The organism is Gordonia gummivorans (genome assembly GCF_022513585.1).
Classification (GTDB): domain Bacteria; phylum Actinomycetota; class Actinomycetes; order Mycobacteriales; family Mycobacteriaceae; genus Gordonia.
The window spans coordinates 73,327-93,305 of the sequence record NZ_JAKWBF010000001.1 but is presented as its reverse complement, the minus strand read 5'-3'; the positions used below and the strand labels follow the sequence as shown (position 1 = coordinate 93,305).

Sequence of the window (19,979 nt, the reverse complement as noted above, 5' to 3'; positions counted from 1 at the left end):
TTTTCGACTGGGAATCGAAAACATCCTGGCGGTGTTGAGCCGAATAGGTATGTCCCTCGTCTCGAGAGGCTCGCGTCATGGCACAGCGGAACACAGTCGCGGATCTCGTGGTGATCGGCGCCGGTGTCGCAGGACTCACCGCCGCGCTGAGCGCCGCCGAGCGCGGACTGTCGGTGGTCATCCTCAACAAGGGGCCGCACTGGGCCCCGAACCGCGCCGAGCAGACCACCTCGACCTTCTATGCACAGGGCGGCGTCGCCGTCGTGATGCCAGAGGCAGGCGAGGATTCGGTTGCCGACCACCTCTACGACACGCTCGCCGCCGGCGCGGGACTCACCGAAGCCGACGCAGCCGGACCGATCCTCGGTGACGGTTGGGCGTCGGTATCTGAACTGATCGAACGTGGCGCCGCGTTCGACCGAGGCCGCGACGGGCGGCTCCTGCGTACCCGCGAGGGTGGTCACCGGGCGCGGCGGATCATTCATGCGGGCGGTGATGCGACCGGCGCCGCGATTCAACGCACACTCGCCGATGCGGTGGCGCGCACCGACATCGACTGTCGAGACGAGGCGACCGCGACGTCGATCCTCACCCATCAAGGGCTGACCGTCGGGGTCGCGTATCTGCAGAATGGCCACCGGCATGCGGTGTATGCGCAGACCGTCCTGCTCGCGACCGGCGGCGTCGGCCACCTGTTCGCCGCGACCACCAACCCCGCTGGTGCGACCGCCGACGGCATCGCGCTCGCGCTGCGGGCGGGCGCTGTTGTCGCCGACCTCGAATTCATCCAGTTCCATCCGACGATGCTCTACACGCCCGGTGCACGCGGTCGTCGCACGCTGATCAGTGAGGCCGTGCGCGGTGAGGGCGGAAGGCTGGTGGACGTCGACGGCCGGTCGGTGACCGCCGGCATCCCGATGGGCGACCTCGCACCGCGCGATGTGGTGGCCAACGCCGTCGAGGACGCGATCGAGCGCACCGGGCATCCGTGCGTCTACCTCGACGTGACCGGGGTCGACGACTTCGAACGCCGCTTCCCGACGGTGACCGCCGGGCTGGTCGCGGCCGGGATCGACTCGGCGGACGGTCGAATCCCCGTCGTCCCGGGTGCGCACTACCTCTGCGGCGGTGTGGTCACCGACGCTGACGGTGCTACCTCGGTGCCGGGTCTGCTCGCGGCGGGTGAGGTGGCGCGGACCGGGTTGCACGGCGCCAACCGTCTGGCGTCCAACAGTCTGCTCGAAGGCCTGGTCATGGGACGACGAGCGGCCGACGCTGCGTGGCGTCGGCGAGGCGAGCGGGTGGTCGAGGCGCCTGGCGCCGACGACGGGCCCCTGCCCATCCTGGATCGGGGCGCGCTGCAGGACGCGATGAGCAAGTGGGTCGGTCTGCGGCGCTCGGCAGCCGGACTCGACGGTATGGCGGCGCTCCTCGACTCCGCGCCCCTCCGTCCCGCCTGCACCCCTGCGGACGTGGAGGATGCCGCGCTCACCCTGACGGCGCGTGCCGTGGTCGCCGCCGCGTCCGCCCGAACGGAGTCTCGTGGCGCGCACGTTCGCACCGACCACCCGCAACCCGACGTCGTCGGACACTCCCGATTCTTTCGGTTGCGCGACGGTGACCTCGAGCCGGTCGAACTCGCGGCCGCTGCCCGCCTGATGTGAGGTTTGGTCTCGACCCCGTCTGGGGGTGGCACTGAGGCGGGGTCCTTCGTAGACTGACGCCCGGGATCTCCACATTCACCGATTGGTTGGGCTTCTCGCGGCGTTCATGTGACCTTCACTTACGCGCTCGCGGGCCTCGGGTGGCGGACGCGTACAGCGAGTCGCGTCCGGCTGGGGAGAGAACACTGCGTGGAGGGAGTCGACGATGAACGGCGAGGGTTGCTGGTCGACAGTTGTGTGTCGGCCTGCCGAGCGGGTGGCGCTCGGTCTCGCTCCCGAGTCGGAATGGCTTCTGCAATGCCGGCTCGGCCTCGGACACAGCGGCAATCACGCGACCGACGCCAGCGTTCGGCCGCGGCACGACCGTCGACTCTGGCTCGAATGGAACGACTTCGACAATCGTGCGCAATCGCTGATCGACCGGAATCCCTGTCCGGTGCCGTCGCCCGAAGGTGCCGGATGTGTCTTCTTCGCGGGTCATGGTGGCCCGCATTTCTATGCGCGGTCCAACGGGCACGTGCCGTCGGCGATGTCGGCCGCACCTGGCCAGGGGCATCACACCGGCGCGCAGCCCACGGGTGGATACCCACTCGCGAAACCGCCGGTTTCCGAGCCTCCATATGCTGGACCCCCGCTCTCCGGGCCTTCCGGACCCCCTCTTTCCGGACCACAGACGGGTCCGCACACACCTGCGCCCATGCATCCCGCCCCTGGCGGCCCGATTCCGGCTCCGCCGACCATGCGGACCGGCGCCCATCACTTCCCCGATCCGCCTGCGCACGTGGCGCCCCAACCCCCGGTCGCTCCGCCGCCACCCCAACCGGTGGCTCAGCAACCTGCGGCCCCCGACGCGGCTGCCTATCGCGGGGGCCGGCGCTCGACAAACACCGAACCTCCCGTGGACGGTCACCCCGTTCACCAGGCCGAGTACGAAGGGCGTCGTCGGCGGTCGGAGGACGGCGGTAGTGCCTCCGGTGAGATCTCCCTCGATCGTGGGGAGCGCGAGGCGCAGATCGGCGCCGCGCTCGAGGAGGTCGCCAACGCGATCGCCAAACTTGCCGCGGTCCTGCGTCAGCACTGACTCCCTCTCCGAGTGATCTATACCCCCCAGGGGTAGCTTCCGTGCGCGCTGGATGCTATACCGGTAGGGGGTATAGGAGTGAGCGAGATGGACGATCAGCAACACGGCTACATCGGCCGCAAGGACGACTACTTGCGACGACTGCGTCGCATCGAGGGGCAGGCGCGAGGGTTGCAGCGCATGGTCGACGACGAGGCATACTGCATCGACATCCTGACGCAGGTCTCGGCGATGACCAAGGCTCTGCAGGCGGTCGGATTGGGTTTGCTGTCCGAGCACATGAGCCATTGCGTGATGCACGCCGCCCAAGAAAGCGACGACGCCGGACAGGTCAAGATCGACGAGGCCATGGCTGCCATCGAGCGCCTGGTGAAATCCTGATCGGCATCTCGCCAAACACCCTGCTGCACAAGATCTTCACTACGAGGGGAGTATCACCATGACGACAAGCAATTACAGCGTGACCGGAATGACCTGCGGACACTGCGTGGCATCGGTACGTGAGGAGATCGGCGAGATCGCCGGAGTCACCTCGGTCGCCGTCACACTCGACGACGGGACAGTGGCGGTCACCAGCGACCGCGAGATCGACCGGGCCGAGATCGCCGCTGCGGTGACCGAGGCCGGGTATCAGCTGGTGTGAGGCGCTGACATGAGGGTGATCGCCTATGTCGCAGCGCTCGTCATCGCCTTCGCGGTGGCGTTCGGCGTCGGATACGCGTGGGGTCCCGACACCGAACCGGCACCCGCGCATACCAATTCGCACACCACTCACCAGGGTGCTGCCGAGGTGGCGCGATGACGACGACTTCTGCCATCGACCTCGACATCGCGGGTATGACGTGCGCGTCGTGCGCCAACCGGATCGAACGCAAGCTCAACAAACTCGACGGCGTTGCCGCGTCGGTGAACTATGCGACCGAGCGTGCGCACGTGCAGGTGCCCGACGGTCTGAGCACCGACGATCTCGTCGAGGTCGTACGGGCGGCCGGGTACGACGCCACGCCGATCGTCGAGTCGCCAGATCCCTTCGCGGGCAACGGGGATGACCCCGCCCACGACGCCGACCCTGAACTGGACTCATTGCGTCAGCGGCTGATCATGTCGGCCGTGCTGTCGGTGCCCGTCATCGCGATGGCGATGATCCCGGCGCTGCAGTTCACCAACTGGCAGTGGCTCTCGCTGACCCTCGCGGCACCCGTCGTCGTATGGGGTGCGTATCCGTTCCATCGTGCGGCGTGGATCAATCTGCGTCACGGTGCCACCACCATGGACACGCTGGTGTCGGTGGGGACGTTGGCTGCCTTCGGCTGGTCGGTGTACGCACTGTTCTTCGGTACCGCCGGAACACCCGGTCTCACACACGGTTTCGACCTCATTCCGCAACGCGCCGACGGCTCGTCACACATCTATCTCGAAGCGGCCGCCGGAGTCACGACCTTCCTTCTCGCGGGACGCTACTTCGAGAAGCGGTCCAAGCGCCGCGCCGGCGACGCCTTGCGCGCCTTGATGGACCTCGGTGCCAAGGATGTCGCGGTCATGCGCGGTGGCGTCGAGACGCGTATTCCGATCGGGCAGTTGGCCGTTGGGGACACGTTCGTGGTGCGGCCCGGTGAGCGCGTCGCGACCGACGGGATCGTGGTCGACGGTGCGTCTGCCGTCGATGCGTCGATGGTGACCGGCGAGTCCGTGCCGGTCGAGGTCACCACCGGCGACGCCGTCGTGGGCGCGACCGTCAACGCCAGCGGCCGGCTGATCGTCCGGGCCACGGCGGTCGGCGGCGACACCGCGCTCGCGCAGATGGCCAAGATGGTCGCGTCGGCACAGGAGGGCAAGGCCGACGCGCAGCGTCTGGCCGACCGCATCTCGGCGGTTTTCGTCCCGATCGTCATCGCGATTTCGGTTGCCACGCTGGGCTTCTGGCTCGGAGTTGCCGCCCAGTCGGGGATGGCGGGCGGCGACGTGACCTTTGCCTTCACCGCGGCCGTCGCGGTCCTGATCATCGCCTGCCCGTGTGCCCTCGGTCTGGCCACGCCGACCGCGCTGATGGTGGGCACCGGACGGGGAGCACAGCTGGGCATCCTGCTCAAGGGCCCTGAGGTGCTGGAAACCACGCGCCGCATCGACACGATCGTCCTGGACAAGACGGGCACCGTGACCACCGGCGACATGTCGGTGAGCGAGGTGATCCCGGCGTCGGGGCACGACGAGTCGTCGGTTCTGACGGCCGCGGCCGCGGTCGAAGTGGCATCCGAGCACCCGATTGCCTCCGCGATAGTCGCTGCAGCCAAAGGTGTTTCACTACCCTCTGTGGTCGGATTCCGTTCGACGCAGGGCGTCGGGGTGTCGGGGCAGGTAGACGGTCGCGACATTGTGGTGACCGCGCCGGATCGTACCGAGACGGCGTTGGGCGACGATCTCGCGCGGGCCGTCGACGAGGCACACGACCGTGGCGCGACCGCCGTGGTGGTGAGTGCCGAGGGGCAGCCCGTCGGGGTGATCGTCGTCGAGGATCAGGTGAAGCCATCCGCGGTCGCCGCCATCGCCGACTTCCGCCGGCTGGGTCTGACGCCCGCACTTCTGACCGGTGACAACGAGGGTGCTGCGCGTCGTGTGGCGCAGGAGGTCGGCATCTCCGATGTGACCGCCGGGGTCACGCCCGAGGGGAAGATCGACGCGATCAAGAAGCTTCAGGCGCAAGGACATTCGGTCGCGATGGTCGGCGACGGCATCAACGACGCCGCAGCACTCGCGCAGGCCGACCTCGGACTCGCGATGGGTACCGGCACCGACGTCGCCATCGCGGCAAGCGATCTCACGATCGTGAGCGGCGATCTACGACTGGTGGGTCAGGCGATCGAACTGTCGCGTCGAACTCTGGCCACGATCAAGGGCAATCTGTTCTGGGCCTTCGGCTACAACGTCGCCGCGATTCCACTGGCTGCCGCCGGACTGCTGAACCCGATGATCGCCGGTGCCGCGATGGCCTTGTCGTCGGTGTTCGTGGTGGGCAACAGTTTGCGGCTGCGGCGGTTCAACCCGAGTTAGCTCTGAATTAGTTCGCGGCCCGCGCGGCCGCATGCCGGCCCGCGCGACGACCGAAGTACGATCCCTCACCCAATTGCGTTCCGCTGCAATAGCCTTTGCAGTCCTGCGCAATGTTCGACGCCGAGGCGCCTGCCGCGTACAGACCGGGAACCACCTGCCCCGCTTCGTCGAGGACCTCGGCGTCCACGGATGTCGCCATGCCGCCCATGGTGAATCCGGCGTACATCGCCTTGCCCAGCGACAGGTTGTAGGCCGCCCACGGTCCGGTGTCCTGCGGTTCGAGGAACTCGGCTGCCTTGTGGAAGTCGGGATCTTCGCCCTTGGCGGCATTCTCGTTGTAGCGGGCCAGGGTTCGTTGCAGATTGCCCTCGGGGATGCCGAGATCGCTCTCCATCTCTGCGACCGTCTCCCAGCCGTCGATCAGCGGTACGAGGTAGTTGCGGTCGGGGTTCATATGGGACTCGTCGACGATGAGATAGGCCACGGCGTCGGGCTGTTCCATCACAAAGCCGGAGGTCCGGGCGTGGTAGGAGTCCTCGGTGACGAACCGATCACCGTTGGCGTTCACCACGATTCCGGTGACCATGCTGGCCGGCGGGTAGATGGGCGCGGTGATGAAGGCGTTGTCCATGTACTTCAGCTCGGCGCCGACCGATGCGCCCATGCGCAGGCCCAGGCCGTCGTCGTAGGTATTGCCGAGGACAAACGGCTTCTCGGCCAGATGCGGCGTGTTGGCCGCGACCATCTCGGGGTTCATCACAAAGCCGCCGGCCGCGATGATCACCGACCGGGCCTTGATGACGCCTTCTTCGCCGGGCCGCTTCCACACGACCCCGGCCACTGCGCCGTCGTCGTCGACCACGAGTTGCCGTGCGCCGGTGTCGTATCGGACTTCCGCGCCGAGCTCGGCCAATCGCTTGACGAGGAGGTCGATGACCATCGACGCACCGCCGGTGTCGCCGGGAACCGGCACTTTGTGTCCACGAGGAGCAGGCTTGGCCATGTCCTTGAACGGCCAGACCTTCTCGTTGCCGGTGTACATCAACCCCTCGGTGCCGGGCTGGATGACCGCCTTCTCCGGGTAGAAACTCCGCTCGAAGGCAAACCCGAGATTCTCCAGCCAGGTGAAGTGTTCGACGCTGTCGGTGCAATAGGCGTGGATCTTGTCGACCTCGGGGTCCACCGAGACGGCGGTGAGGTACTTCTCCATCTCCTCGACGCTGTCTTCCTGCCCGGTCGCCAGCTGCACGGCCGTGCCGCCGCCGAGGTAGAAGAATCCGCCGGCCATCGACGTGGTGCCGCCGGCCGCCGCCGCGCGTTCGATCAGGAGCACCTTGGCTCCGTGCGCCGCTGCCTCCACGGCCGCACAACCGCCCGCGATGCCGAACCCGATCACCAGGACGTCGACCTCGTCGGAGAATTCGGTCACGCTCGAGAGTGCGACGGTGTCGGGGATGTCCGTGCTTGCTGCCATGCCGCATACGATAGCGGAGAAACTAGAACATGTTCTAGTCCTGGTCGAATTGCGGCAGCGGCCGAGTAGGCGGTCGTCGGGCGAATGGTCGACGCTGGTTGCCGGGGCCGTGTCACCCGCCGCGAAATGCGGGTATCAACGAGGGTGTGACGAACTTCGGCTCCACCCCGGTGCGCTCAGCCTGCGCCGCGTTATCGGGTGTCGTCGCGGTTGCTGCCGGGCTCGCGGTCGGCGAGTTGGTGGCCGTCCCGATCTCGCCCGATGCATCGCCGTATTTCGCGGTGGGTTCGACCGTCGTCGACCATTCGCCGACGTCGGTGCGCGAGTGGGCGATCTCGACGTTCGGCACGTCGGACAAGACCGCCTTGTTCATCGGGATGGGTGTCATCATCGTGCTGATCGCCGCCGGTTGCGGGCTGGCCGAGCGGTTGCGCCCGCCGGTGGGCTCGGTGATCATCGGCGTGTTTGCGCTGGTCGGAGTCTTCGCCGCGATGGGTCGGCCGGGTTCGTCGGTGACTTATATGTTCCCGTCCATCGTTGCCGGGGCGGTCGGGATACTCGTCCTCCGTGTGCTGATCTCATTGCTGGCCGACCGGCCGGACCTCGAACCACCCGAGAAGGCGGATGGGGTGTCGCGACGGTTTGTGCTGACCGCCGGTGGGGTGATTGCCGCTGCGGCCGTGGTCGGCACCATCGGTCGCCGGATGCTGGCCGACACCGCGAACACCCTGGCAGACCGCGCGCGACTCGTCCTGCCGGTGCCGGCCAAGCCCGCCCCGCCGATCCCGCCCGGAACCGATCTCGACGTCGACGGTGTCACCCGGTTCGTCACCGGCAACGCCGATTTCTACCGCATCGACACCGCACTGCAGGTGCCGCGCCTGACGACAGCCGACTGGTCGTTGCGCATCCACGGGATGGTGGACAAGGAGGTCCGACTGTCCTGGGCGGACCTGCTGGCGATGCCGATGACGGAGCGCCTGGTGACGCTGACCTGCGTGTCCAACGAGGTGGGTGGCGACCTCATCGGCAACGCCAAGTGGCTGGGCGTGCCGATGAAGGAGGTCCTGGAACTGGCCGGCGTCCGACCGGGCGCCGACATGCTGTTGTCGACCAGCTCCGACGGCTGGACCTGCGGAACCCCGGTGTCGGCGGTGACGGACGGTAGGGACGCGCTACTCGCCATCGGGATGAACGGTGAGCCGCTGCCCATCGAACACGGGTACCCCATCCGTCAGGTGATCCCCGGGCTGTATGGCTATGTGTCGGCCACCAAGTGGGTGGTGGACTGGGAGATCACCAAGTTCAGCGAAGCGAAGGCGTACTGGTCGACGCGGGGATGGTCGGAACTGGGTCCGATCAAGTTGTCGTCGCGGATCGACCGCCCGGCCAACAGCACTGAGCACGCGCCGGGCGAAGTGGTGATCGCGGGGACGGCGTGGGCGCAGCACACCGGCATCGAGCGCGTCGAGGTGCGCATCGACGACGGCCCGTGGCAACCGGCAGAACTGGCGACCGAATACAGCGTCGACACCTGGCGGCAGTGGAAGTTCGCCTGGCAGGCCACCAGCGGTGAGCACGACGTGCAATGTCGCGCCATCGACAAGAAGGGGAACGCCCAGATCGAGGACAATGCGTCGCCGGCGCCGGATGGCTCGACCGGGCTCGACGGTCGGACGTACACGATCACGTGAGGGGTTGGGGCTGGAGCTGCCGAAATCTGTACGTGGCAGCGAAGCCGAGTGGAATGTGCACTTCGTCGGGGTGACGCGTACAGAAAACCTGTGGTGGGTCGTCGGGCCGGCTTCGCCCGCAAAATCTAGGGGAGGAGTTTCTTCCCCGGGGTTCGAAGTCGTCCGCCAGAGATTTCGCGGGGACGACACCAAGGGTAGGGGACGAGTTTTCTTCCCCTACTTTTTGTGCGGAGGCATCGCGCGGCGCGCTGACGCGGAGCACGGCGACCAACGCCTTGCGGGGTTCACCCAATCGGATGAATCTCAGACGATCGCCGCAGGTGAGACGCTATCGTTAGGATGTCTCACATTAACGAAGACTAATTGCTGATTCGATAACCGATACACTCTCGCTCAACTGTCGGTGACGTCCGGAACACCCCCGCCCGGACGAGCCGACGGTTGTTTGGTTCGAAGGGATTCAGGTGCGTCGGATTTTTTGGCTGTTTGCTGTCCTGACCACGGTCGGAGCGGTGTTCCTCATCCCCAACCCGAGTGCTCATGCATTGCAGATCGGGTCGATCGTCTTCCCGGACTTCGACCCGCCGGTCACCATCGATCAGTCGAAGCCGACGACCGTCGCTGAACCGGAGTGGGTCGCCCTGCAAATCGGGCGCAACTTCGACAGTGGCAAAGGTGACGTCGTCATCTTGATCCCCGGCACCACCGACTACGACGGCACCGATCAGCTCGGACGCACGCGCGACATAGGCATGTTCGGCACCGATCCGGATACGCAACCGCCGGTGCAGGTCGTCGACTACCCGGCAGCATTCGGCCTGACGATCGGGCCGCTCCCGATCTATCTCGCCGGCGAGGGCACCTTCAACGAGTCGGTCGATATCGGTACCCGCAAGGGCGTGGCGGCTGCCGAAGCGGCCTACGACCCGGACAATCCCGACCAGATCATCGTCATCAACGGCTACTCGCAGAGTTCGCCAGTCGCGATGAATGTCGCCTACATGCTCAAGGAGCGTGGCACGATCCCCACGGACCAGATCGTTGTCATCGTCGGCGCCGACTCCCGCTTCCCGCATTCCGGTGTGGAGAACGTAGTGCCCAGCTTCATTCCGGGCATGTACACCAACGGTGATCGCGACACGGACGACATGGAGGGCATCAAGGTCATCTCCTATTGCGTCCGCGGTGACGCGACGTGTGGTGTCGGCAACCCGTTCACCAATCCGATCGGGACGTTCTTCTACCTGATCCCCGGCTTCTACGTGCACGCTTTCCTCACGTACCGCATCAACGAGTACGAGGTCATCGATACGTGGTCCAGCCAGGCCCCTGATCGTGGTTGCGGATGTGGCAACACGACCTACGTCGTCTACGACGGTGGAAACCCCTGGGAGATGATGCTGCGCGACTTGGGTATCCCGATCCCTACGGAGGTCGACGACATCCTGTCCGCGATTATCCCGGTCCCGATGCCGGGGGAGCAGTCGACGATCGCCGGCGTGCCGGTGCCGACGCCGCGTGAGTTGCAGGATTCCATCTACGAGGCGCTCGGACTGACCGTCACGGTGACCGATCCTGATGTGAACAAGACGGTCCGCGACGACATGCTCGTCGATGACACGCAAGACGACTCCAAGACTGCAACTCCGGCGACCACGGCCAACACCGCCACGGCGCGGGGTCTTGCCGAGCGAGTCGACACCACGGCGAACGACGAGGGCGCTGACAACAACAGCGCCGACGACGACGACGGCGCCGCCGGCGAGAAGAAGGACGACAAGAAGTACGGCAACGCCGAAGCGGACAACGGTGACGACGACGCCAACGACGACGACAGTGTCGCCGATGACGACACCACCGATCACGACGCCACGACCACGGGCGACGACGCCGCCTCGCACAACGGCGCCCCCAGCGGTGCCGGGCACGAAAACAATTCCGACAGCGCGCATTCCGAGTCGGAAGACTGAGTCGGCCGACCCACTTGAACCGGGTCGTTAACCAGAGAAACGAAATCGTTAACAGTTCTACATATCAGCTTCGACAACCGTAGACTTCGGCTCACCCCCACCGTGAGATCGAGGTCTACGTGCGCCGAATTCTGCTGTCCTTCAGTGTCTTCCTCACCATCGGACTGTTCTTTGCGCCAGGTTCCGCGTCGTCGGCGACGCTGGGTCGGCCACTCGGCCCGCTCGCTTCGCTCCCGGCGCCCGGCCCGCTGACCCTGCCGGAGATCGAGGTACCTGCATCGTGGCAACAGCCCGAGCAGATTCGCCAACGGCCCGCGTGGCTGCCGGCCAACTTCGCCGACAACGCGACCGTCATCCTCGTCCCCGGAACCGACGACTTCGACGGTGCCGACCAGTACGGACGCACCGTCGCCATCGGCATGTACGACACACCCGAAGGTGGTCACTTCGACGAGACCCGCCACCTTGTGATCGTCAACTACCCAGCAGCCTTCGGTTTCACTGTGCTCGGGTACCCGGTTTATCTCGTCGGCGACTCCACCTACAACGACTCGGTGAACGACGGCACGATCAAGACCATCGACGCGGCGCTGGCCGCCCACGGGCCGTCAGACTCCGGGCAGAAGATCATTCTCAACGGCTATTCGCAGAGCGGTCCGGTCGCCTGGAACGCCGCCTACCTGCTGCATCAGTCCGGCCAGATCCCGGACAGCGACATCGTGGTCCTCCTCGGCACCGACACCCGATTCCCCAACACCGGCGCCGAAGTGGTGGTCCCCAGCTTCATCCCCGGCCTCTACACCAACGGCCCGCGCGACGAGTCGGCCACCGGCGACATCGAGGTGATCTCCTACTGCGTGCGCGGCGATTCGGGCTGCGGGCTCGGCAATCCGCTCGCGCACCCCTTCGAGACGGCCTTCTATCTCTTGCCCGGCTTTTACATCCATGGCGCAAACGGCAACTACGTCAACCAGTACACCGTCATCAAGACGTGGAAGGTCGACAACACCACCTACGTCGTCCTCGACGGTGGCAACCCGTGGGGAATGATGTTGCGTGGCATGGGAATACCGGTGCCACCCGAGTTCGATGCGGTGCTGTCGGCGCTCGTGCCGGTGCCGGTGCCGGGTGAAGCGGCCACCGTTGCCGGTCAGCCGGTGCCCACGCCACGCGAACTCCAGGTGCTCATCTACAACGCACTGGGGCTCACGGTCCCGACCACCGACCCCGATCAGAACCCCGACGCCTGGCAGGCCGTGTCGACCAGCAGCACCGCTCGAACCGCCGCCACCGTCACGGATGGGCAAAGTGACGACTCCGACGCCGCGGAAACCACACCCGAGCCCGCCGCCGAAACAACGCAAAGTGTCGAGAGCCCGGACACCACGGCAAACACGACCGACGACGGGACGGATGCCGCCGACAAGACCGACGGCGATAAAGCTGACGGCGACAAGACCGATGGCGACAAGTCTGACGGCGACAAGACTGACGGCGACAAGGCCGACAGCGATAAAGCCGACAGCGGAGACAAGACGGACGGCGATAAAGCCGACAGCGGAGACAAGACCGACAGCGACAAGACCGACGGCGACAAGACCGACGGCGACAAGACGGAATCGACCACCGATTCGCACGAGAACGACGGCGATCACGACTCGAACGACGACGCGTCCGGTGGCGACACGGAGTGATCGGCCGCAGCCAGGTTTTGGGCTGACCAGCGCCAGAATGCATGGACACCAGACTGGACATGTGTCCATAAGTCCAGGAGGACGTCTCGTCAAGGGGTAAGTGACCTATCTGACTGCGTCAGTCACGCTTGCTGAGGGCATGCTATGTTCTTCGCACGTTTTGTGAGCCGGGCGACATTGCATCGCCCGCGCAGCGCATGGGTCGGCGCTGCGGACCAGACAAGGTGAGAAACATGAGTGTGGGTGTCGTGCGCGAAACGGCCCAGGGTGAGCGTCGCGTGGCGCTCGTTCCCAAGGTGGCCGCGTCGCTGGTGGGCAAGGGTGTGCCCGTCGTCGTGGAATCGGGTGCCGGTCTCGGCGCACTGATCCCCGACGAGGCGTACACCGATGCGGGCGCAACGATCGGCGATCCGTATTCGGCCGACGTCGTGCTGCGCGTCGCGCCGCCGTCGGACGAGGAGATCGGCAAGCTGCGCAGCGGTCAGAAGCTGATCGGCTTCCTGGCGCCGCGCAACGCCGACAACCAGATCGGTGCGCTGAAGGCCGCGGGCATCGAGGCCTACGCCGTCGAGGCCATTCCGCGCATCTCTCGCGCGCAGGTGATGGACGCGCTCAGTTCGCAGGGCAACGTGTCCGGCTACAAGTCGGTCATCGTCGCAGCTGATCTGTCGACCCGCTTCTTCCCGATGCTGACCACGGCCGCCGGGACGGTGAAGCCGGCAACCGCGCTGATTCTGGGCGTCGGCGTGGCCGGCCTGCAGGCGCTGGCCACCGCCAAGCGACTCGGCGCGCGGACCACCGGCTACGACGTCCGGCCCGAGGTGGCCGAGCAGGTCCGCTCGGTCGGCGCGCAGTGGCTAGACCTCGGCATCGACGCCGCCGGCGAAGGCGGTTACGCGCGTGAACTGACCGAGGACGAGCGCGCCCAGCAGCAGAAGGCACTGGAAGACGCCATCAAGGGCTTCGACATCGTCATCACCACCGCACTCGTGCCCGGACGCCCGGCACCGCGCCTCGTCACCGCCGCTGCGGTCGAGGGGATGAAGCCGGGCAGTGTGATCGTCGACCTCGCCGGTGAGACCGGGGGCAACTGTGAGCTGACCGAGCCGGGGCAGACCGTCGTCCGCCACGACGTCACGATCACCTCGCCGCTGAACCTGCCGGCCACCATGCCCGAGCACGCCAGCGAGCTCTACTCCAAGAACTTGCTCGCGCTCATCGAGCTGATGCTCGACGACAACGGAGCCATCGCCCCGGATTTCGACGACGAGGTGCTGGCCGCATCGTGCGTGACGCGCGAGGCGAAGGAGGCGACTGCCTGATGTACACCCCATTGTTGGCGAACATCGCGATCCTGGTTCTGGCCGGGTTCGTGGGCTTCGCCGTGATCTCCAAAGTGCCCAACACACTGCACACCCCGCTGATGTCGGGCACCAACGCCATCCACGGCATCGTCGTGCTGGGCGCGCTGGTGGTGCTGGGTTCGTTGCCCGAAGACGCGAGCTGGGGAGTTCGCATCATCGGGTTCGTCGCGCTCGTGTTCGGAACGCTCAACGTGGTGGGCGGTTTCGCCGTCACCGACCGCATGCTCGGCATGTTCAAGGGTAAGAAGGAGGCCGCCAAGTGAACGGCAACGTCCGCAATCTTGCTCTTGCCGCCGGGACCGAGAAGTACGAGGCTCTCGGCTACGGCGTGACGGTTCTCTACATCGTCGCGTTCTCGCTGTTCATCTACGGCCTGATGGGTCTGACCGGACCCAAGACCGCGGTGCGCGGCAACTGGATTGCCGCCGTCGGCATGGGAATCGCCATCGTCGCGACCCTGCTGTACGTGTACAACAACCCGCCGAGTGTCGACGGTGTACCCGCGATCAACTGGATCCTCATCGTCGCCGGTCTGATTATCGGTGTGGTGCTGGGCATTCCGCCCGCACTGAAGACCAAGATGACCGCCATGCCGCAGCTCGTCGCGCTGTTCAACGGCGTCGGTGGCGGCACCGTGGCGCTGATCGCGTGGGCCGAGTACATCGAGTCCGACGGCTTCACCGCCCTGCACGCCGAGCCCGACGTCCACGTGATCGTCGGTTCGCTGTTCGCGGCCATCATCGGTTCGGTCTCGTTCTGGGGCTCGCTGGTGGCGTTTGCCAAGCTGCAGGAGATCATGCCGAAGGGGCTCGAGAAGACCTTCGTCAAGAACGCGAAGCTGTTCCAGTTCGCCAATATCGTGCTGGCCATCGCGGCCGTCGCAATCGCCATCTACATCGGTCTGTCTGCCGACAACACCGACGCGACGCCGTGGTTCTGGATCGTTGCCGTACTGGTGATCGCCGGCCTGATGGGTCTGTTCGTGGTGTTCCCGATCGGCGGCGCCGACATGCCCGTCGTGATCTCGCTGCTCAACGCGCTCACCGGTCTGTCGGCCGCGGCCGCCGGCCTCGCGCTGAACAACCAGGCGATGATCGTGGCCGGCATGATCGTCGGCGCGTCCGGCTCGATCCTGACCAACCTCATGGCCAAGGCCATGAACCGCTCGATCCCCGCGATCGTGTTCGGCTCCTTCGGCGGAGACGACGCGGCAGGCGGCGGACCGGCCGGCAGCGCGGGCGGCACCGTCAAGGCCACCTCGTCGGCCGACGCGGCGATCCAGATGGCCTACGCCAACCAGGTCATCGTCGTGCCCGGTTACGGTCTTGCGGTCGCGCAGGCGCAGCACGCGGTCAAGGAGATGGCGTCGATCCTCGAATCCAAGGGTGTCGAGGTCAAGTACGCGATCCACCCGGTCGCCGGTCGTATGCCCGGACACATGAATGTGCTTCTGGCAGAAGCGGATGTGCCGTATGACGCGATGAAGGAGATGGACGACATCAACGGTGAGTTCAACCGCACCGACGTCGCCATCGTGATCGGCGCCAACGACGTGACCAACCCGGCCGCGCGCAACGACCCGGGCTCACCGATCCACGGCATGCCGATCCTCAACGTCGACGAGGCGCGGTCGGTGATCGTGCTGAAGCGGTCGATGTCGTCGGGCTACGCAGGTATCGAGAACCCGCTGTTCTTCGCCGACCAGACCTCGATGCTGTTCGGCGACGCCAAGAAGTCCGTCGACTCCGTGGTGGAGGAACTCAAAGCGCTGTAGACGCTCCGATGAGTTTTCCGAGTGGGTGATGTCTGTATGGGCATCACCCACTTTCACTCGGAGGACATCATGAACGCGATCATCGGAACCCTGCAGAACATCAACGACGACGCTCCCGCGAAGTCACGCAATTGGCGGCACACCACGGGCGTGGTCATCAGCGTCCTGGTCGGCGCCTTCCTCATCTTCGACATCGTGGGCAAGCTGACCCAGCCCGACGCGGTGGTCGAGGGCATGGCCGACCTCGGCTTTCCCGTCGACCAGAGCTACGTGATGGGTACGGTCCTCCTGGTTTGCCTTGCGGTGTACGCGATTCCGCGTACAGCGGTGCTGGGGGCGCTCGGCATCACGGCTTACCTCGGTGGTGCGGTCACCGCGAACATGCGGATCGAGTCGCCCCTGGTATCCACCACTCTGTTCGCCGTCTACCTCGGAGTGTTCATGTGGATCGGCCTGGTCTTGCGCCGCCCGGAGTTGCTGAGGGTTGCGGGTATCCGCTCCAGCGCTCCCTGATCTTCGCTGCCTCGAAGGGCAGGCGACACAACGTCGCCTGCCCTTTGCTGTCTGCACTGGGTCGTTATCGACTTGGGATCGGACGGGTGTCGTGGCGTTGCGCGCCTTCTCTACTGTTACGCCAGTGACTTCTGTGACCAGGGTGACTCGACGTTTCAAGCTCGCCGCTGCGGCGACCGTTGCTGTTGCGGCGATCGGTGGCGGTGTGATCGGCACGATGCCGGTGCTCGGCAACCACGACGTGGTGCCGGTCGCGACCACGCTCGACGCGTCGTCGATGTACAACGACGCGCAGAAGAAATTCGCCGCAGGCGACGTGGCGGGCGGGCTCGCCGCGTTGAAGCAAGTCGTGAGTATGGCGCCCGCTGACGCCGAGGCGATTGCGCTGCAGGCGATCTGGTCGGACCAACTGGGCGACAGCAGCGGTGTGCAAGGTGCACTGAGCAAGCTGTCGATGATGAACCCGCAGCTGGCCACGATCGCACGCAACATCATCAGCGGTGTGGAGGCGGCCGCCAAGATCGTGCCGGACACCACGCCGAAGACCGTCGCGGGCCGGCCGACGATCGTCATCCTCGGATACGGCCTCAACGGCAACGGGAAGATGGCTCCCGAACTCGTGAATCGTGTGCGAGCGGGCAAGGCTCAGGCCGAGGTCAGCACGACGGCGCCCATCGTGGTCACCGGCGGAGCGCCGAAAAGCGGTGTCACCGAGGCTTCCGCCATGCAGAAGTGGTTGGTGGACAACGGAGTCGACGCGAGCCGCATCACCACCGAGGACAAGTCCGGATCGACTGTCGCCAACGCCCAGAACACCGCGGCCATTCTCCAGCGCACCGGTGTCCGGGACATCATCCTGATCACCTCGCCCAATCACATTCGCAGGGCAGCAGCCGATTTCGCGGCGACCGGGCTGCGCGTCGTGGGCACCCTGACCACCTCGACCGAGCTTTCCCGTTACGCCGCAACGCTACCCAAGGAGCGGCAGACCGGGATTCGCGTCGAGGCCACCCGGACCGCAAAGATCCCGGTGTCGCGTCAGCCCGGGGCGCTCCCACAAAACCTCCCCGACGCCGGGCCGGGACTGATCCCGGAGATCGGTGGCAAACTCCTCGAGCTGCTGGGTACCGGGTCGTCGAAGTAGCCGGTTGCCTGACTCGAAAAATCTAGGGGAAGAACTTCTTCCCCGGGTTTCGTAGTCGTCCGCGAGAAATTTCTGGGGGAGGACACCAAAGGTAGGGGGAGAAACTTCTTCCCCTAGATTTTGTGGCGGCTGGCTGGGAGCGCTTCTCCGGATGAACTCATGCGTATCAATTGATGTGTCGTGCAGTGTCTTTCAATCTCATTCGACGAGGAAGTGAGCGCCGACACATCGACGCGCGATGTGGAGCGGATCTCACACCATGTCCGTTTCGCCAGTTCTTTCCGTGTTAACAAAACATCCGTACGGTCGTTGTCATGTCGAATAAGGGGTTCGGGGGAGCCCTTTCGGAATTCCGTGAGAACGTCCGGTATGACCTGCCGGCGTCGCTCGTGGTCTTTCTGGTCGCGCTCCCCCTGTCATTGGGGATTGCCATCGCATCCGACGCTCCGGTGCTTGCCGGTCTCATCGCGGCGGTGATCGGGGGTATCGTCGCCGGCGCCATCGGGGGTAGCAAACTGCAGGTGTCCGGCCCGGCGGCCGGCCTCACCGTGGTGGTTGCCGAGATGGTCGCCAACTTCGGGTGGAAGGTGACCTGCTTCATCACCGTCTGCGCCGGGTGTCTGCAAATTGTGTTCGGGCTCAGCCGAATTGCCGGTGCGGCGCTCGCGATCGCACCGGTCGTCGTGCATGCGATGCTCGCCGGAATCGGCATCACCATCGCACTGCAGCAGATTCACGTGCTGCTCGGCGGCAGTTCGGCGAGCAGTGCGTGGGAGAACCTCAGCGAACTGCCCGGTCAGGTCGCCCACGTGGCCTGGGCGGACGCTCTCGTCGGCGTGATCGTGATCGCGGTGATGCTGAGTTGGCCGTTGATGCCGCCCAAGGTGCGCAAGCTGCCGGGTCCGTTGGTGGCTGTGGTCGGTGCGACCCTGGTGGCGCTGTTCTTCTCACTCGACGTGGAGAAGATCGCCATCGACGGCAACTTCTTCGAGGCGATCGCCCTTCCCGAATTGCCCAGCGGGAATTGGGGAGCCGTGGTCATGGGCGTCCTGACCGTCGCGTTGATCGCGAGTGTGGAGTCGCTGCTGTCTGCGGTCGCGGTGGACAAGATGCACACCGGCGCCCGCAGCGATCTCAACCGTGAACTGCTCGGCCAGGGCAGCGCCAACATTGCCTCGGGAATGCTCGGCGGTCTGCCCGTGACCGGCGTGATCGTCCGTAGCTCAACCAATGTCGCGACCGGGGCCAGGACGCGCTGGTCGGCCATCATGCACGGCGTCTGGGTGCTGGTCTTCGCGGTGTTCCTGACCGGCCTCGTGGAGCAGATCCCCACCGCCGCGCTGGCGGGCCTGCTGGTGGTCATCGGACTCCAGTTGGTGAAGCTCGCGCACATGAAGACCGCACTGCGAACCGGTGACCTGTGGGTCTACGCGGTGACCGTGCTCGGCGTCGTGTTCCTCAACTTGCTCGAAGGTGTCGCGATCGGTCTGGCGCTCGCCGTCGCAATGGTGGTGTGGCGGGTGGTACGCGCCGAGATCACCTCGGAGACGCTGGGTACCAATCGATCTCGACAATGGCTGGTGCGCGTGCACGGCTCGCTGAGCTTCCTGGCCCTCCCGAAACTCAACAAGGCCCTGAACGCTGTTCCCGACGAAGCCCACGTCACCCTGGAACTCGACACCGACTTCCTCGACCACGCGGCGTCGGAGATGCTCGAGGACTTCCGGTGGGCGCACGAGGCGGGTGGCGGAAGCGTGCATGTCGTGGAGAAGGGCAAGGCGCGGTTGGCCGATGCGCCGCGGCGTCCTCCGCGTCGGCACACGATGGGATTCGCCGGCCTCACCCCGTGGCGCAAGCGTCCCGCCAACATCGACGCGGAAGCCGACACCCGGCCGCCGTCGTTGCGCTCGATCATCGGCGGCGTCGACGAGTACCACCAGAATCATGCAGAAGCGCTGCGCGCCAACATGTCCGACGTCGTCAGCAGTCAGGATCCGGATGCACTCTTCCTGACCTGTGCCGACTCCCGGCTGTTGCCGAATGTGATCACCGCCAGCGGTCCGGGTGACCTGTTCACCGTTCGCAACGTCGGCAATCTCGTTCCGCCGATCGACTCGTCGGACGATTCCGTCCAGGCCGCGCTGGAGTTCGCGGTCGGCGAATTGGGTGTGACTTCGGTTGTGGTGTGCGGACATTCGTCCTGCGGAGCGATGCACGCGCTCATCACCGACGACGACTCGGACAACGATGTCGGTCCGGTGCGCCGGTGGTTGCGGCACGGACGGCCGAGTGTGATGGCGTACCAGTTGGGGCATCCGGCCGGCCGCGCGGCTGCCGATCTGGGCTTCGGCGAAGTGGATCAGCTGTCAGTGGTGAACGTGGCCAAGCAGGTCGAGACGCTGAGCAGGCATCCGATGGTGGGTCGCGCTGCGGCCGAGTCGACGTTGCGGATCGTCGGCATGTTCTTCGACATCGAGACCGCACGGGTCTACGAGGTGACCACCACGACGATCCGTCCGGTGGGACGCAACGCGGACGCTCTGGTCACTTCGTGAGGAT

16 protein-coding genes are annotated in these 19,979 nt (G+C 65.8%); 15 read left to right on the top strand and 1 reads right to left on the bottom strand.

The genetic code is table 11. The features are described from left to right. Positions 1–77: 77 nt before the first annotated feature. The 6 genes from nadB to MKW15_RS00365 all read left to right on the top strand — a co-directional run bounded on the left by nadB (position 78) and on the right by MKW15_RS00365 (position 5,793). The gene (nadB, locus tag MKW15_RS00390; protein WP_240855037.1) at positions 78–1,664 is read left to right on the top strand and encodes an L-aspartate oxidase; all 1,587 of its coding nucleotides are present in this window, start codon (positions 78–80) and stop codon (positions 1,662–1,664) included. Positions 1,665–1,869: 205 nt separating this feature from the next. After that, positions 1,870–2,745, top strand: a complete 876-nt coding sequence (locus MKW15_RS00385) for a hypothetical protein (protein ID WP_240855036.1) — start codon at positions 1,870–1,872, stop codon at positions 2,743–2,745. Between the two features lie 87 nt (positions 2,746–2,832). Then, positions 2,833–3,126 carry a metal-sensitive transcriptional regulator gene (locus tag MKW15_RS00380; protein WP_240855034.1) on the top strand — a complete coding sequence of 98 codons (294 nt, stop codon included), beginning with the start codon at positions 2,833–2,835 and terminating at the stop codon, positions 3,124–3,126. A 58-nt stretch (positions 3,127–3,184) separates the two neighbouring features. Then, positions 3,185–3,388, top strand: coding sequence for a heavy-metal-associated domain-containing protein (locus MKW15_RS00375; protein WP_240855033.1), 204 nt, complete (start codon positions 3,185–3,187; stop codon positions 3,386–3,388). 9 nt (positions 3,389–3,397) lie between these two features. Further along, a complete protein-coding gene (locus MKW15_RS00370) occupies positions 3,398–3,547 on the top strand; it encodes a hypothetical protein (protein ID WP_240855032.1) in 150 nt (49 codons plus the stop codon). Continuing rightward, entirely contained in the window at positions 3,544–5,793 is a 2,250-nt protein-coding gene (locus MKW15_RS00365) for a heavy metal translocating P-type ATPase (protein ID WP_240855029.1), read from the top strand. Before MKW15_RS00370 ends, MKW15_RS00365 begins: the two co-directional genes overlap by 4 nt. Before the next feature lie 7 nt (positions 5,794–5,800). Here the strand turns inward: MKW15_RS00365 and MKW15_RS00360 are convergent, their stop codons facing one another. Further along, the gene (locus MKW15_RS00360) at positions 5,801–7,267 is read right to left on the bottom strand and encodes an FAD-binding protein (RefSeq protein WP_240855028.1); all 1,467 of its coding nucleotides are present in this window, start codon (positions 7,265–7,267) and stop codon (positions 5,801–5,803) included. 146 nt (positions 7,268–7,413) lie between these two features. Here MKW15_RS00360 and MKW15_RS00355 point away from each other — a divergent pair, with 146 nt between their 5' ends. The 9 genes from MKW15_RS00355 to MKW15_RS00315 all read left to right on the top strand — a co-directional run bounded on the left by MKW15_RS00355 (position 7,414) and on the right by MKW15_RS00315 (position 19,975). Next, positions 7,414–8,961 (top strand): molybdopterin-dependent oxidoreductase, encoded by a 1,548-nt coding sequence (locus MKW15_RS00355; RefSeq protein WP_240855027.1) that lies wholly within the window; start codon positions 7,414–7,416, stop codon positions 8,959–8,961. Between the two features lie 464 nt (positions 8,962–9,425). Further along, positions 9,426–10,931, top strand: a complete 1,506-nt coding sequence (locus tag MKW15_RS00350; RefSeq protein ID WP_240855026.1) for an alpha/beta hydrolase family protein — start codon at positions 9,426–9,428, stop codon at positions 10,929–10,931. A gap of 119 nt (positions 10,932–11,050) precedes the next feature. Next, positions 11,051–12,625: an alpha/beta hydrolase family protein gene (locus tag MKW15_RS00345; protein WP_240855025.1), complete on the top strand. Its 1,575-nt coding sequence runs from the start codon at positions 11,051–11,053 to the stop codon at positions 12,623–12,625. A gap of 233 nt (positions 12,626–12,858) precedes the next feature. After that, positions 12,859–13,947, top strand: coding sequence for a Re/Si-specific NAD(P)(+) transhydrogenase subunit alpha (locus tag MKW15_RS00340; protein ID WP_240855024.1), 1,089 nt, complete (start codon positions 12,859–12,861; stop codon positions 13,945–13,947). Then, positions 13,947–14,252, top strand: coding sequence for an NAD(P) transhydrogenase subunit alpha part 2 (locus MKW15_RS00335; RefSeq protein ID WP_240855022.1), 306 nt, complete (start codon positions 13,947–13,949; stop codon positions 14,250–14,252). The genes MKW15_RS00340 and MKW15_RS00335 overlap by 1 nt, the downstream gene beginning before the upstream one ends. Then, positions 14,249–15,763 carry an NAD(P)(+) transhydrogenase (Re/Si-specific) subunit beta gene (locus tag MKW15_RS00330; protein ID WP_240855021.1) on the top strand — a complete coding sequence of 505 codons (1,515 nt, stop codon included), beginning with the start codon at positions 14,249–14,251 and terminating at the stop codon, positions 15,761–15,763. Before MKW15_RS00335 ends, MKW15_RS00330 begins: the two co-directional genes overlap by 4 nt. Before the next feature lie 69 nt (positions 15,764–15,832). After that, the gene (locus tag MKW15_RS00325) at positions 15,833–16,276 is read left to right on the top strand and encodes a DoxX family protein (protein ID WP_240855019.1); all 444 of its coding nucleotides are present in this window, start codon (positions 15,833–15,835) and stop codon (positions 16,274–16,276) included. A 133-nt stretch (positions 16,277–16,409) separates the two neighbouring features. Further along, complete coding sequence (locus MKW15_RS00320) at positions 16,410–17,420, top strand: YdcF family protein (protein WP_240855545.1); 1,011 nt, start codon at positions 16,410–16,412, stop codon at positions 17,418–17,420. A gap of 314 nt (positions 17,421–17,734) precedes the next feature. Next, positions 17,735–19,975, top strand: coding sequence for a solute carrier family 23 protein (locus MKW15_RS00315; protein WP_240855018.1), 2,241 nt, complete (start codon positions 17,735–17,737; stop codon positions 19,973–19,975). Positions 19,976–19,979 lie beyond the last annotated feature (4 nt).

What these genes read in the sequence shown, in the direction of transcription:
- nadB (WP_240855037.1), top strand. Translation starts at nt 78, where the DNA reads ATGGCACAGCGGAACACAGTCGCGGATCTCGTGGTGATCGGCGCCGGT.
- MKW15_RS00385 (WP_240855036.1), top strand. Translation starts at nt 1,870, where the DNA reads ATGAACGGCGAGGGTTGCTGGTCGACAGTTGTGTGTCGGCCTGCCGAG.
- MKW15_RS00380 (WP_240855034.1), top strand. Translation starts at nt 2,833, where the DNA reads ATGGACGATCAGCAACACGGCTACATCGGCCGCAAGGACGACTACTTG.
- MKW15_RS00375 (WP_240855033.1), top strand. Translation starts at nt 3,185, where the DNA reads ATGACGACAAGCAATTACAGCGTGACCGGAATGACCTGCGGACACTGC.
- MKW15_RS00370 (WP_240855032.1), top strand. Translation starts at nt 3,398, where the DNA reads ATGAGGGTGATCGCCTATGTCGCAGCGCTCGTCATCGCCTTCGCGGTG.
- MKW15_RS00365 (WP_240855029.1), top strand. Translation starts at nt 3,544, where the DNA reads ATGACGACGACTTCTGCCATCGACCTCGACATCGCGGGTATGACGTGC.
- MKW15_RS00360 (WP_240855028.1), bottom strand. Translation starts at nt 7,267, where the DNA reads ATGGCAGCAAGCACGGACATCCCCGACACCGTCGCACTCTCGAGCGTG.
- MKW15_RS00340 (WP_240855024.1), top strand. Translation starts at nt 12,859, where the DNA reads ATGAGTGTGGGTGTCGTGCGCGAAACGGCCCAGGGTGAGCGTCGCGTG.
- MKW15_RS00335 (WP_240855022.1), top strand. Translation starts at nt 13,947, where the DNA reads ATGTACACCCCATTGTTGGCGAACATCGCGATCCTGGTTCTGGCCGGG.
- MKW15_RS00325 (WP_240855019.1), top strand. Translation starts at nt 15,833, where the DNA reads ATGAACGCGATCATCGGAACCCTGCAGAACATCAACGACGACGCTCCC.
- MKW15_RS00315 (WP_240855018.1), top strand. Translation starts at nt 17,735, where the DNA reads ATGTCGAATAAGGGGTTCGGGGGAGCCCTTTCGGAATTCCGTGAGAAC.